This is a genomic window from Microbacterium alkaliflavum, assembly GCF_044325405.1.
In the GTDB taxonomy this organism is placed as follows: domain Bacteria; phylum Actinomycetota; class Actinomycetes; order Actinomycetales; family Microbacteriaceae; genus Microbacterium; species Microbacterium alkaliflavum.
In genome coordinates this window covers 756,667-770,282 of sequence record NZ_JBIQWL010000001.1, presented here as the reverse complement: position 1 = coordinate 770,282, position 13,616 = coordinate 756,667, and the positions used below count along the sequence as shown (strand labels likewise).

Annotated in this window: 10 protein-coding genes; 6 read left to right on the top strand and 4 right to left on the bottom strand. The window is 71.1% G+C overall.

All coding sequences use genetic code 11. The annotated features are described in order from the left end of the window. Positions 1 to 9: 9 nt before the first annotated feature. A complete protein-coding gene (locus ACH3VR_RS03320) occupies positions 10 to 570 on the top strand; it encodes a 4'-phosphopantetheinyl transferase family protein (protein WP_396639323.1) in 561 nt (186 codons plus the stop codon). On the opposite strand, the gene ACH3VR_RS03315 is transcribed toward ACH3VR_RS03320, so the two are convergent. From ACH3VR_RS03315 to ACH3VR_RS03305, 3 genes are read right to left on the bottom strand one after another with little or no spacing between them, the layout of a single operon-like run. Further along, the gene (locus ACH3VR_RS03315; RefSeq protein WP_396639322.1) at positions 518 to 1,804 is read right to left on the bottom strand and encodes a M1 family metallopeptidase; all 1,287 of its coding nucleotides are present in this window, start codon (positions 1,802 to 1,804) and stop codon (positions 518 to 520) included. The genes ACH3VR_RS03320 and ACH3VR_RS03315 overlap by 53 nt on opposite strands. After that, the gene (locus tag ACH3VR_RS03310) at positions 1,801 to 5,739 is read right to left on the bottom strand and encodes a Pls/PosA family non-ribosomal peptide synthetase (RefSeq protein WP_396639321.1); all 3,939 of its coding nucleotides are present in this window, start codon (positions 5,737 to 5,739) and stop codon (positions 1,801 to 1,803) included. Before ACH3VR_RS03310 ends, ACH3VR_RS03315 begins: the two co-directional genes overlap by 4 nt. 1 nt (position 5,740) lies before the next feature. After that, positions 5,741 to 6,448 carry a hypothetical protein gene (locus ACH3VR_RS03305; protein WP_396639320.1) on the bottom strand — a complete coding sequence of 236 codons (708 nt, stop codon included), beginning with the start codon at positions 6,446 to 6,448 and terminating at the stop codon, positions 5,741 to 5,743. Positions 6,449 to 6,618: 170 nt separating this feature from the next. Here ACH3VR_RS03305 and ACH3VR_RS03300 point away from each other — a divergent pair, with 170 nt between their 5' ends. The 5 genes from ACH3VR_RS03300 to ACH3VR_RS03280 all read left to right on the top strand — a co-directional run bounded on the left by ACH3VR_RS03300 (position 6,619) and on the right by ACH3VR_RS03280 (position 12,307). Then, entirely contained in the window at positions 6,619 to 7,755 is a 1,137-nt protein-coding gene (locus ACH3VR_RS03300) for a substrate-binding domain-containing protein (RefSeq protein ID WP_396639319.1), read from the top strand. Positions 7,756 to 7,948: 193 nt separating this feature from the next. Next, the gene (gene pstC / locus ACH3VR_RS03295; protein ID WP_396639318.1) at positions 7,949 to 8,971 is read left to right on the top strand and encodes a phosphate ABC transporter permease subunit PstC; all 1,023 of its coding nucleotides are present in this window, start codon (positions 7,949 to 7,951) and stop codon (positions 8,969 to 8,971) included. Between the two features lie 35 nt (positions 8,972 to 9,006). Continuing rightward, positions 9,007 to 10,083 (top strand): phosphate ABC transporter permease PstA, encoded by a 1,077-nt coding sequence (gene pstA, locus ACH3VR_RS03290; RefSeq protein ID WP_396639650.1) that lies wholly within the window; start codon positions 9,007 to 9,009, stop codon positions 10,081 to 10,083. A gap of 13 nt (positions 10,084 to 10,096) precedes the next feature. Beyond that, positions 10,097 to 10,876 carry a phosphate ABC transporter ATP-binding protein PstB gene (gene pstB / locus ACH3VR_RS03285; RefSeq protein WP_396639317.1) on the top strand — a complete coding sequence of 260 codons (780 nt, stop codon included), beginning with the start codon at positions 10,097 to 10,099 and terminating at the stop codon, positions 10,874 to 10,876. Positions 10,877 to 11,698: 822 nt separating this feature from the next. Then, positions 11,699 to 12,307, top strand: a complete 609-nt coding sequence (locus tag ACH3VR_RS03280; RefSeq protein ID WP_396639316.1) for a DUF559 domain-containing protein — start codon at positions 11,699 to 11,701, stop codon at positions 12,305 to 12,307. A gap of 337 nt (positions 12,308 to 12,644) precedes the next feature. Here ACH3VR_RS03280 and ACH3VR_RS03275 read toward each other — a convergent pair whose 3' ends face one another. Further along, the gene (locus ACH3VR_RS03275; protein WP_396639315.1) at positions 12,645 to 13,532 is read right to left on the bottom strand and encodes an aminodeoxychorismate lyase; all 888 of its coding nucleotides are present in this window, start codon (positions 13,530 to 13,532) and stop codon (positions 12,645 to 12,647) included. Positions 13,533 to 13,616 lie beyond the last annotated feature (84 nt).

The window sequence follows — 13,616 nt, the reverse complement described above, 5'->3', positions numbered from 1 at the left end:
GCCGGAAGCGTGGCCGTACGGCTCGCGTGGCGCGTCATTCCGGACGGGATGCCGCGCCGCACCGTCGCGTGGGAGCTCCTTGCATCCCTTCTTCCCGACACCGCACGCCTGTCCAACCCGTGCCCGCGCTGCGGCGGCCCGCACGGCCCCGTGCGCATCGAGGGCGCGGCATCCGTCGCGAGCGTCTCCTACGCCGGCGACGTCGCCGTCGTCGCGGTCGCAGACGCCTCGGAGTTCGAGCGGGTGGGCGTCGACGCCGAGCCCGAGTCGCATCCGCAGCGGGACGCCGCGGGTCTGCAGGGCGTCCTGGGGGCGGGCGAGGCATCCCTCCGCTCCTGGACCAGGGTCGAGGCGGCCCTCAAGGCCGACGGACGCGGACTGCGTGTCGATCCGGCCTCCGTCATCGTGCGCGGGACGTCCGCGGGCTGGATCGCCGAGGTGCCCGACGGCGGCGCCTTCGAAGGCTTCGACGCCGACGGGCCGGAGGGCGTGCTCGTGAGCGTCGCGGTGCGACGGATCAGTACGACGGCGGGAGTGGCGGCAGCGGCTTCGCGTACAGCCACGACGTGAGCAGTGCCGTGTGCGCGTCGCCGGTGACCTCTTCGACGCAGTGCGCGAAGTCGTCGGTCGTGACGAGGGCGTGGCGGTGATGCTCGACCCAGCGACGGAGGACGGCGAAGAACGCCTCCTCGCCGATCGCGAGGCGCAGGGCGTGCAGCGTGAGCGCGCCGCGCTTGTAGACGATGTCGTCGAACATGCGATCGGGACCGGGGTCTGAGAGCAGGAGGTCCTGCGGCAGCAGCTTCAGCCGCGCATGGTGGCGGCGCGCGAGTTCGTCGGCCGTCGCGCCGCCCGAGGCCTCCGACCACAGCCACTCGGCATAGCAGGCGAAGCCCTCGTTGAGCCAGATGTCGCGCCAGTGCGCGATGCCGACGCTGTTGCCGAACCACTGGTGCGCGAGCTCGTGCGCGATGAGGCGCTCCGACGCGGGCTCGAGGTGGTTGGCGCCGAACACCGCGAGCCCCTGGGCCTCGAGCGGGATCTCGAGATCGTCCCGCGTGACGACGATCGTGCAGTGGTCCTGCGGGTAGGGGCCGAAGGCGTCTTCGAAGAGCGTCAGCATGCGCGGCACGTCACGGAACGCGTGCAGCACGCGCTGCGTGAGGGCCGGAGGATGCACGAGCCGCGCGCGGCCCAGGACGCTCTCGCGGTAGCGGCCGATGTGCACGGCGGCGAGGTACGTCGCGACGGGCAGCTCGGTCGCGAACTCCCACCGCGTGCGCCCGCGCGCGGGCTCGACGCCCACCGTCAGGCCCGTGGCGGCGACGCGGTACCCGTCGTCGGTCGTCACCGCGATGCGATAGCGCGCCCGGTCGTCGGGCCGGTCGTTGCACGGGAACCACGTCGGCCCGCCGATCGGCTGGCCCGCGACGAGCGAGCCGTCGTCGAGCTCCTCCCAGCCGATCAGGCCCCACCGCGAGCGGCGCGGCGCCGGCGCACCGCCGTAGACGATCTCGATCGAGAACGCCTCCCCCGCCTCGAGAATGCGCGGAGAGGTCACCCGCAGCTTGCGCGGACCCGGCTGCATCGTCGTGCGGGGGTCGCCGTCGATGCGGGCGCGCGTCGCGCGCAGGCCCACGAGGTCGAGCGAGATCGAGCGGGTGCTCACCGCCGCGACCGCCATGATGACGGCACGCCCCTCGAGGCGGTTCGTGCGCACGCGGTAGCTGAGGTCGAGGTCGTACGACTCGACGTCGTAGCCGAGGTCCCCGCTCTGCGGCGCGTACTCGTCGTGCCGCCTCACGATGTCGTCTGATAGGCGCGCACCTTGACGGCGCGCCAGGGTCCGATGGGGTTGCCGCTCCAGCGCGAGCCGATCGGCACGCTCTCGCCCCGCATGACGAGCGACGCCGGGCCGACCGTCGCGTGGGCGCCGATGGCCGCGGCGGGCAGGATGACGCTGTGCGGTCCGAGCGTCGCGCCGTCCTCGAGCTCGACCGTGTCCATGCTCATGATCCGATCATGGAACAGGTGCGTCTGCACGACGCACCCGCGGTTCACGGTCGATCCGTCGCCGAGGGTCACGAGATCGGGCTCGGGCAGCCAGTAGCTGTCGCACCACACGCCGCGCCCGATGCGCGCCCCGAGGGCGCGCAGCCAGACCGCGAGCGCGGGCGTTCCCGACGCGCTGCGGGCGAACCACGGTGCCGCGACCATCTCCGTGAAGGTGTCGGACACCTCCGTGCGCCACACGAAGCTCGACCACAGCGGCTGCTCGCCGGCGTGGATGACGCCGACGAAGAGCCACTTGGCGAACACCGAGACGAAGGCGGCAACGGCGCCCGCGGCGAGCATGACGATGCCCGAGAGGAGCAGGGTCCAGACGGGTCCCGTGACGGAGAGGAGTCCCGCGAACGCGAAGAGCACCAGCACGCCGAGGCCGCACGTCACGAAGACGGGGATGATCCGGCACAGCTCCCACAGCGCGCGGGCGAGCCGCAGGCGCAGTGGCGGGGCGTACGTGCGGCTCTCGTCGCCCGTCGCCGACTGGCGGCGCAGGCGCACGGCCGGCGAGCCAAGCCACGAAGAGCCCGCCTTGGCCTTGACCGGCGCCGACGACAGCACCGCGACGAGGCCGTCGCGCGGCACGCGGTGGCCCGGCGCGGCCATCCCCGAATTGCCGAGGAACGCGCGCTTGCCGATGCGCACGGCGCCGAGCCGAAGCCATCCCGCGTGCAGCTCGTACGAGGCGACCATCGTGTCGTCGGCGAGGAACGCGCCATCCTCGATCTTCGTCATCGAGGGGATGAGCAGCACCGTCGACGCCTCGACGTCCTTGCCCACTTCGGCGCCGAGCAGGCGCAGCCACACGGGGGTGAAGAGGCTCGAGTAGAGCGGGAAGAGGATCGTGCGCGCCGAGTCGAGGAGGCGCTCGATCGTCCACGCCTGCCAGCCCATGCGGCTGCGCACGGGATACGTGCCCTCCCTGAGCCCGATGGACAGGAGGCGGACCAGGAGGATGACGGCGAGGGCGAAGACGAGCCCGACCGTGAGCGTCGCGGGGATGAGCCAGACGAAGGCCGCGCCGAGCGCGGTACCGAGTGTCGGCGCGCCCTGCATGCCCTGCGCGAGCACGAGGGCGCCCACGGCGAACGAGGCGATCGGCAGGAGGGCGAGCACGAGAGCGGATGCCGCGTACGCCCACAGCCACCGGTGGCGCACCGGCGGCCGCGTGTCGGGCCAGTCGCTCTCGACGCCGCCCACGCGCACGGCGGGCGACCCCGCCCACGACTGGTCGGCGCGGACCCGGCCGAAGACGGCGGAGCCGGGGGCGATGTAGGCGCGCTGCCCGATGCGTGTACCGGGCGCGAGGGTGCTGCGCGCCCCCACGGTCGCGTCGGCGCCGACCCGCACACGCCCGATGCGCACGAGGTCGCCGTCGATCCAGTAGCCGGCGAGGTCGACCTCGGGCTCGATCGAGGCGCCGTCGCCGATCTCCAGCATCCCGGTGATGGGCGGCAGGGTGTGCATGTCGACGTCGCGGCCGATCTTGGCGCCCAGTGCGCGGGCGTAATAGGTCACCCACGGCGCGCCGGCCAGGCCGACGGCGTCGATCTGGTCGGCGATCTGCTCCGCGAGCCACAGGCGCAGATGCACGGTGCCGCCGCGCGGGTAGTCACCGGGGCGGAGCCCGGCGAGCAGGATCCGAGCGGATGCCGCGGCGATCGACATGCGGCCGAACGGCGTCGCGAAGATGAGGAGGCCCACGATGAGCACCCACCACGGCGCCGACGGCAGCGCCTCGAAGCCGGGGAAGAGGTTGAGGATCGTGCCGGCCGTGACGAGATACAGCAGCCAGCGGACGCCGCTGAGGATGAACAGCGGCGCCGCGACGAGCGTCTGCGTCCACTGCGTCGAGCGCGGCGTCGGCTCGGGCCGGCGGAAGTTCGTCGCGTCGTCGTCGGACAGAAAGGGCCCGAGGGCCTTCGCCATGGCGCCGAGCCGCGGCACGTCGTAGATGTCGGCGACCGAGAACTCGGGCACGCGGGCGCGGATGCGCGAGACGAGCTGAGCGGCCGAGAGCGACCCGCCGCCGAGGTCGAAGAAGTCGGCCTTGCGGTCGGGCACCGGCAGTCCCAGCACCGCCTGCCACTGCTCGGCGAGCCACGCCTCGGCGGGGCTGAGGCCCGCGATCGGCTGCTCGACGCCGGGGAGCGGCCACGGCAGCGCGTTGCGGTCGACCTTGCCCGACGTGCGGACGGGAAGCTCGTCGACGACCGCGAGGAGCGGCACGACGGCCGCAGGCAGGACTTCGGCGAGCTCGGCGCGCGCGGCGGCGCGGTCGAACTCGCCCTCCACGACGAGGTAGCCGACGAGCACCGGCACACCCGCCTCGGTCGTCCGTACAGCGGCGGCCGCGGCGGTGACCGAGTCGAGGTCCTGCAGCGCCGACTCGACCTCGCCCAGCTCGATGCGCCGGCCGCCGACCTTGACCTGATCGTCGGCGCGGCCCTGGAAGACGAGCCCCTCGCTCTCGAAGCGCACGAGGTCGCCCGAGCGGTAGGCGCGATCCCAGCCGAGCGTCGGCATGGGCGCATACTTCTCGAGGTCCTTCGCGGCGTCGAGGTAGCGTGCGAGACCGACCCCGCCGATGATGAGCTCGCCTACGCCGCCCTCGGGCACGCGCTCGCCCTCCGCGTCGACGACCGCGAGCGACCAGCCGTCGAGGGGCAGTCCGATGCGCACCGGCACCGAGCCGTCGAGCGGCGCGGCGCACGCGACGACCGTCGCCTCCGTCGGGCCGTAGGTGTTCCACACCTCCCGGCCGTCCGACGCGAGGCGCGCGGCGAGCTCGGGCGGGCACGCCTCCCCGCCGAAGATGAGCAGGCGCACGTTCTCGATCGCGTCGGCGGGCCACATCGCGGCCAGCGTCGGCACCGTTGACACGACGGTGATCGACTGGCGGATGAGCCACGGCGCGAGGTCTTCACCGGAGCGCACGAGTGACCGCGGCGCCGGGACGAGGCATCCACCGTGCCGCCACGCGAGCCACATCTCCTCGCACGAGGCGTCGAACGCGACGGAGAGGCCCGCCAGGACGCGGTCGCCCGGGCCGATGGGGGCGTCCTGCAGGAAGATCCGCGCCTCGGCGTCGACGAACGCCGCGGCCGACAGGTGCGACACTGCGACGCCCTTCGGGACGCCGGTCGATCCCGACGTGAAGATGATCCACGCATCGTCGTCGAGCATCGGCGGCGGCACGACCTCGAGCGCGTGCGTCGACGGATGCGGATCGCTGCCGTGGAAGAGGGGGCTGGATGCCTCACCCCCGCCCTCGTGCGCGGCAGGGGTGTACTCCCCCGCCCCCGAGATGACGCCGACGACCTTCGCCTCGCCGAAGACGAGCCGTGCGCGCTCGTCTGGATCGTCGGCGTCGACCGGCACGTACGCGGCACCGACGGCGAGGGCGCCGAGGATGGAGAGGTACAGCTCCTTCGACCCGGAGGCGACGCGGACGCCGACGCGGTCCCCGCGCCGCACTCCGGCCTCGTGCAGGCGGGCCGCGGTGCGGCCGACGCGCGCCATGAGCTCGCGATAGCTGAGCGCCCCCGACCCGTCGTCGATGGCCGAGGCCTCGGGGTGCCGCGCCGTGGTGTCGCGGAGGATGTCGATGAGCGTGCGAGGCGGCGGTGCCTGCGACGTACGATCAAGCGCGCCCTGCGCGACCGCCACGGTCACGTCAGGACAGCAGCTCGACGAGCTGCGCCTTGCTCAGGCGCGAATAGCCGGTCTTGCCGGCGGCCCGTGCGCGGTCGCGGAGGGCCGCGACCGTGAGCGTGTCGAGGTCTTCGGCGGGCGCGGCCTTGGCGCGCGAGCGCCGAGCGGGCTTCGCGGCGGGCGCGGGCTCGACGACGACGGAGTCCTCCTCCGAGGCTTCGTCGTCGGGCTCGATCTCGAGGACGGCCTCGACGAGCTCGAGGTCGTCGGCGGATCCCTCGAGGGCCTCTTCGATGATCTCGTAGACCTCGTCGTCGATGACGACGACCGTATCGTCCCCGCGCGCAGCCTGTTTCGCGGCCTTCTTCGCGACCTTGTCGGCCGCCTTCTTCGCAGCCTTCTCGGCGGCCTTGCGCTCGGCAGCCTTCGCAGCCGCCTTCTTCTCGGCCTTGGCGGCGGCCTTCTTCTGCTCCTTCGCGAGGGCGACCTCGGTGAGCGTCAGGGCACGGTCGGCGGCCTTGTCGGCGCGCTTGGCGACCCTCTTGGGGTGCTTGCGGACGGCCTTCTTCGAGACGTCCGAGGCGTCCTTCGCGTCCTCCGCCGCCTCGCGCAGCTTCTTGGCGGGCTTGCCCGGCAGGGTCTTCGACACCTGCTTCGCGAACTTGGCCGCGGCGGCGGCATCCTCCAGCGCTGCGTAGGCCTTGCGCTCGGGCTTGGTGGTCTTGGACATGCGAAACACCTTACTGATGCGACGGTTGGCGGCTCCATTCGGGCACATGGAAGCCGGGGCCCGTTAACCTCTCGTTCACCTTCGATGCGCCGTTGCTTAAGAGTCGCTGTCTACCGTCAGGGAGAACCCTGCACCGGGTTCGACAATCCCGAAACCCGGAGGATCACACAGTGAAGATCTCTCGCATCGCCCAGGTGGGCGCTGTCGTCGCGGTCGCCGCTCTCGCCCTCGCCGGCTGCGCGTCCAACTCGGACACCAGCAGCGGCGGCAGCACCAGCGGCTCGACCCCGACCCCCACGGACGCCGCGGTCACCTTCAAGGTCGACCCCAGCCTCACGGGCACGATCACCGCCGGCGGCTCGAGCGCCCAGGCCAACGCGCAGGCCGCCTGGACGGCCGCATACAACGCCCAGGTCGCGGGCGTCACGATCAACTACGACAAGTCGCAGGGCTCCGGCGGCGGTGTCACCAACTTCCTGAGCGGCGCGTACGACTTCGCCGGCTCCGACGCCCCCCTCAACGCCGACCAGACGACCCAGTCCGCGGCGCTGTGCACCGAGGGCGGCGTGAACATCCCCGTCTACCTCGACGGTGTCGCGATCATCTTCAACATCCCGGGTGTCACGAGCCTCAAGCTCAGCGGCCCGACGATCGCGAAGATCTTCAACCTGCAGATCACCGACTGGTCGGACCCCGCGATCACCGAGGACAACGGCACGGCGCTGCCCGCCGGCGCGATCACGACGGTTGCGCGTTCGGACGGTTCGGGCACGACCCAGAACTTCACGAACTACCTCGCCGCGACGCAGTCGGCTGACTGGCCCTACCCGGCCGGCAAGGACTGGCCTGTCCAGGGCAACGTGTCGAAGCAGAAGGGCGGCTCGGGCGTCGTCCAGACCGTCCAGGCAGGCGCCGGCACGATCGGCTACGCCGACCACTCGGCCATCGGCACGCTCAACGCCGCCGAGATCATCCAGGACGGCACCGCGATCGCCTTCAGCCCCGAGGCCGTCTCGGCGACCTTCGAGGCCGCGGCCGTCCCCGCCCCCAACGGCGTCACGGGCGACCTGTCGCAGAGCTTCGACTACTCGAAGCTGACGCCTGACACCTACCCGATCCCGCTGGTCTCGTACGCCGTGCTCTGCACGACGTTCAAGGACGCGGCGCAGGCGAAGCTCGCGACCAACTACCTCGGCTTCGTGACGAGCACGATCGGCCAGGAGGTCGCCGTGAAGAACGCCGGTTCGGCCGCCCTGCCCAGCTCGATCCTCGAGCAGGCGCAGGAGACCCTCGCGTCGATCAAGTAACTCCATAGGGCCACCGCCCCGCATCCGGTCTGCCCCGCTCGAGGACGCTCCTCGGGCGGGGCAGTCCCGGGCCCACGACACGTCGGCCCACCCGCGGTTCCGAGCCGAGCCGCGACAACTGCACCAGCATCCCGCCCATGTCTCATCGCCCGAGTGAGGAATCCGTGCCGATGCGAAACCCCGAGGAACGCAAATGACCAGCGCGACAGCGGCCCCGACGCCGCCGACGACCAAGAAGCGCACAAAGCGCCGGGCCGGAGACTCCGTCTTCCTCGGCCTGTCGACCGCCTCCGCGGTCTCGATCCTCGTGATCCTCGCCGGCGTCGCGATCTTCCTCATCATCCGCGGCATCCCCGCCATCACGGCGAACTGGGCCGACAACACGTCGCTCAGCGCCATCCAGAACCCCGCGCAGGTGCCGTGGACGAGCTTCTGGGAGTACGTCGGCCCGCTCCTGTGGGGCAGCATCTGGGCCGCGCTCATCGCGATGGTCCTCGGCACCCCGGTCGCGATCGGCGTCGCGCTGTTCATCTCGCACTATGCGCCCCGGCGCCTCGCGAGCGCGCTCGGGTACGTCATCGATCTCCTCGCCGCCGTGCCGTCGATCGTCTTCGGCCTCTGGGGCATCATCGTGATCCGCCCTCTCCTGCTCCCCCTGTCGGACTTCCTCAACCAGTACTTCGGCTGGATCCCGCTCTTCTCGGGCCCCGTCTCCTCGACGGGTTCGACGATGCTCGCGGGTGGCGTCGTGCTGGCCATCATGATCCTTCCGATCGTCACCTCGATCACGCGTGAGATCTTTCTTCAGACGCCGCGCCTCAACGAGGAAGCCGCCCTCGCGCTCGGCGCGACGCGCTGGGAGATGATCCGCCTCGCCGTTCTGCCCTACGCACGAAGCGGCATGGTGTCGGCGACGCTCCTCGGCCTCGGCCGCGCCCTCGGCGAGACGATGGCCATCGCCCTCATCATCTCGCCCTCGATCATCTACTCCGTCAAGCTCCTCACCGACGGCTACAACTCGCAGACGATCGCGGCGAACATCGCCCTGAACTTCCCGATCTCCGACGACATGCAGCGCTCCGCCCTCATCGGCACGGGCCTCATGCTCTTCGTCATCTCGTTCGGCGTGAACATGATCGCCCGGTGGATCGTCGGGCGCTCCGGCTCCTCGGCGACCCGAAAGCCGAAGCGTCGCAGGGAAGGAAAGGCAGCGTGACCAGCACCCAGCGCGTGCGCACCCCCGAGACCACCATGGCCAAGTCCCCGTCCTCGTCGCTCGTGAGCGGCCGGCTGCCGCGCTTCGTCGAGCCCGCCTTCGCCCTCGGCGCCGCTGCGCTCGTGGCCGCCGTCATCTTCCTCCTCACGCAGAGCTTCCCGGTCGGCGTGTGGCTGTTCCTCACGGCCGTCCTGTACCTGATCGTCATCGCGGTCGCGTCGTCGATCGTCGAGAACCGGCGCAAGGCGATGGACCGCGTCGTGCGCGGCCTCGTCATCTGCGCCTTCGTGCTCGCCGTCGTGCCGCTCGTCTCGGCGCTCGTCACCGTCATCGTGCAGGGCGCGGCCGTCGTGAACTGGCAGTTCATCACGAGCGTCGGCGGCACGGCGTTCAACCCCGAGACGCTCGAGGTCACCTACCAGCCGGGCGCCCTGCAGGCGATCGTCGGCACGCTCATCATCACGGGCATCGCGACGCTCATCTCGGTGCCGATCGGAATCATGACGGCCGTCTACCTCGTCGAGTACGCGCAGCCGAACAACCCGCTCCGCCGTGCCATCACGTTCCTCGTCGACGTCATGACGGGCATCCCGTCGATCGTCGCGGGTCTGTTCGCGTTCTCGCTGTTCTCGATCATCGTCGGGCCCAAGGCGTTCAGCGGGTTCTCGGCATCCATCGCCCTGTGCGTGCTCATGATCCCGATCGTCGTGCGCTCGACGGAGGAGATGCTGCGCCTCGTGCCCAACGAGCTGCGCGAGGCCTCGTTCGCGCTCGGCGTGCCGCGGTCGCGCACCATCATCCGGATCGTGCTGCGCACGGCGGCGAGCGGCATCGTGACCGGCGTCGTCCTGGCCATCGCGCGCATCGTCGGCGAGACCGCCCCGATCTTCATCGCGGCGAGCTACACCGACGCGCTCAACCTCAACCCCTTCGAGGGTCCGATGCAGACGCTCGCCGTCATGGCGTACACGAACTACAGCTTCCCGACGACCGACATCGCCGCCTCGCAGGCCCAGGCGTGGGGCGCGGCGCTGCTGCTCGTCATCCTCATCGTGATCTTCAACTTCATCGCCCGAATCATCGCGACCGTCTTCGCACCGAAGACCCGCTAGAAAGGCACCTCCCGTGTCCAAGAGCATCGACGTCAACGACCTGAACGTCTACTACGGCGACTTCCTCGCTGTGGAAGGCGTGTCGATGGAGATCGCCCCCCGATCCGTCACCGCCTTCATCGGCCCCTCCGGCTGCGGCAAGTCCACGTTCCTGCGCACCCTCAACCGCATGCACGAAGTCATCCCCGGCGCTCGCGTCAAGGGCGAGGTCTACGTCGACGGCGAGAACCTCTACGCCCCGGGCGTCGACCCCGTGCTCGTGCGCCGCCAGGTGGGCATGGTGTTCCAGCGCCCCAACCCGTTCCCCACGATGTCGATCAAGGAGAACGTGCTCGCGGGCGTCAAGCTCAACAACAAGCGGATCTCGAAGTCCGACGCCGACGCGCTGGTCGAGAAGTCGCTGCGCGGCGCGAACCTCTGGAACGAGGTCAAGGACCGCCTCGACAAGCCCGGCGCCGGCCTCTCGGGCGGTCAGCAGCAGCGTCTGTGCATCGCGCGCGCGATCGCCGTGTCGCCGGACGTGCTCCTCATGGACGAGCCCTGCTCGGCACTCGACCCCATCTCGACGCTCGCGATCGAAGACCTCATCGACGAGCTCAAGAACGAGTACACGATCGTCATCGTGACGCACAACATGCAGCAGGCCTCGCGGGTGAGCGACAAGACGGCGTTCTTCAACATCGCCGGCACGGGCAAGCCCGGCAAGCTCATCGAGTACGCCGACACCCCGACGATCTTCACGGCGCCGTCCGTGCAGGCCACGGAGGATTACGTCTCCGGGCGCTTCGGGTAAGCCCCTTCGTTCGTGTGTTCGGCCCGCCGCGCATCGCGGCGGGCCGTTCGCGTTCCAGCCGGGCTGTCCCGGGGCACAGCTGCGGAGATTTTCTCCGACGCGCCGGGCCGCGGCGGCGCGCCGCGCACAATCCCCGCGGTTGTGCACCGGCCGTCGGCCTGCGCACGCCAGGGTCGCGGCATCCCCACCTCCCGGGGCACAGCTGCGGGGATTTCGCCCGACGCGCCGCGCCGCAGCGGCGCGTCGCGCAACATCCCCGCGGTTGTGCACCGGCCGTCGGCCTGCGCACGCCAGGGTCGCGGCATCCCCACCTCCCGGGGCACAGCTGCGGGGATTTCGCCCGACGCGCCGCGCCGCAGCGGCGCGTCGCGCACCATCCCCGCGGTTGTGCACCAGCCGTCGGCCTGCGGGCCGCGGCATCCCTCCCCCACCTCCCCGGGGCACAGCTGCGGGGATTTCACCCGACGCACCGGGCCGCGGCAGCGCGCCGCGACCAATCCCCGCGGTTGTGCACGAGCGGTCTCCTCCCCCGACGGACTCCGGCCGGATGATTCCACGGATGCCCCTTCCCGGGGCTGCAGCGGATGAGCGCGCACCGACGATGGGCGAGTGTGCAGCGGGTCAGAGGTCCACGAATTCCGCGAGCTGAGGAAGCAAGGCCGCAGCCGGCGCTGGATCGACGCCGCCGTCCGTTCGGGCGCGCTGACGCGTGTCTACCGCGGGGTCTATTCAACGCCTGACGCATGCGACGCTGCGCGAACCGCGGCCTCGCACGGCGGTTCGCTGGCGTGTCTCTCCGCGGCGCGGCACCTGGGATTGTGGGTGCTCGCAGATGACACCGCCGTGCACGTCTGGCTCCGCGGCGACGGCCACGCTCGCCCGCACGGTGAGGATCCGGAATGTGGATGCGTCGCACACTGGGACGACGGCCCCACGGGTCTGGCATTCGGGATTCCACCCGTCACCCGTGTGCTCCATCAGGTCCTGCTCTGCTTCGGGATCGAGGAGTTCTTCGTCTGCGTCGAGTCGGCGCTGCGCAGGGGCCTGCTCACCGCTCAAGACCTTGATTGGCTCCGGGAGAATACGAATCGCGACGCGCGCCGAGCGCTCGATCTGGTGCGATGGGATGCGGACAGCGGCCTCGAATCCCTACTCCGCTGGCGGCTGCGGCGGCACGGCCTGCGGGTTCGCACTCAGGTGTCGATCCCGTCGACCGGGCGCGTCGACCTGCTGATCGGCGACCAGCTGATCATCGAAGCCGACGGCGACGGCAACCACGACGGCGAGAGTCACCGGCATCGGGATCTCGTACGCGACGCCAACGCCGCGATGTGGGGGTATTCGAGCCTCAGGTTCGACTACGCGATGATCGTGCACGACTGGGACCTCGTCGAGCGCGCCATCCTGGCCACCCTCATCACCTTGCGTTGATCCCCGTCCCGTGCACAGCTGCGGGGGAATCGTCCGACGCGCCGCGGTCAGTCGGCGCGCCCCGCAGAATCCCCGCAGCTGTGCACACCGCCGGACACACCCTGTCGCGGCATCCATGCCCGCGGTCCCGTGCACAGCTGCGGGGGAATCGACCGACGCGCCGCGGTCAGTCGGCGCGCCCCGCAGAATCCCCGCAGCTGTGCACACCGCCGGACACACCCTGTCGCGGCATCCATGCCCGCGGTCCCGTGCACAGCTGCGGGGGAATCGACCGACGCGCCGCGGTCAGTCGGCGCGCCCCGCGAAATCCCCGCGGTTGTGCACGGCGGAGGGAGGGTCAGTCGCGGGGGCTCAGCAGGTAGTCGTTGAAGGATGCCGTCAGGGCGGCGTCGACGACGATCTCCGCGCCGTCGATGGCGGTCACGGGCGCGGCGAGACGCACGCTCGACAGGAGCCACACGGCGTCGGCCTTCACCAGGTCGGCGGCCGGGATGGCCTCGTACGCGACGTCGCGGCCCTCCGCGCGGAGGTGGTCGAAGAGGCTCACCTGCGTCGTCCCCTGAAGGATCGCGCCGGTCGGCTCGGGCGTGACGAACCGGTCTCCGAAGCGGAGCACGACGGATGCCGTCGGGGCCTCGAGCACGACGCCGTCGGACGAGACGAAGATCGCGTCGTCGGCGCCGCGGCGCTTCGCCTCGCGGATCGCCGCCATGTTGACGGCGTACGACAGGGTCTTGGCGCCGAGCAGCAGCCAGGGGGCGCGTGCGGGCGCACCGCTGTCGTAGCCCCGGTCGAGCGTGACCACGCGGATGCCGCGGGTGCGGGCCGCCGTGTTGTCGGCCGCCTGCGCCGCCGTGACCCATGCCGTGGGCGCGGGACCGTGCTCGACGCCGCGGCTCAGGATGAGCTTGATGACCCCCTCCCCCTCGGCCGGGCCCTCGGCCAGCGCCCGGGCGATCGCCTGGCGCCACTGCTCGGCGTGCGGCGCGGGAAGGTCGCACAGCTGCGCGGAGTGGGCGAGCCGGGCGAGGTGCGGCTCGACCTCCTGCGGATGCCCGTCGACGACGCCGATCGATTCGAAGATCCCGTCGCCGCGCTGCGTGCTGAGCTCGCCCACGCTCAGCGCGGGGGTCGCCGGGTCGATGACGGTGAACGTCTCGGAGAAGTCGGTGCGGGGATCGTCGGATGCCGCGGGATCGATCATGAGGGCGTATCGCCAAGCCATGATCCGAGCCTAGAGAAAGAAGTTGCCGGGCCGCAGAACGCCTCTCGGCGCAAGGCCGCTCGCAGCGGCAGAAGATGGAGCCCG

Bases quoted from the DNA above. Each gene is read 5' to 3' on its own strand.
- ACH3VR_RS03305 (WP_396639320.1), bottom strand. From the start codon at position 6,448: ATGTCCAAGACCACCAAGCCCGAGCGCAAGGCCTACGCAGCGCTGGAG.
- pstC (WP_396639318.1), top strand. From the start codon at position 7,949: ATGACCAGCGCGACAGCGGCCCCGACGCCGCCGACGACCAAGAAGCGC.
- pstA (WP_396639650.1), top strand. From the start codon at position 9,007: ATGGCCAAGTCCCCGTCCTCGTCGCTCGTGAGCGGCCGGCTGCCGCGC.
- ACH3VR_RS03275 (WP_396639315.1), bottom strand. From the start codon at position 13,532: ATGGCTTGGCGATACGCCCTCATGATCGATCCCGCGGCATCCGACGAT.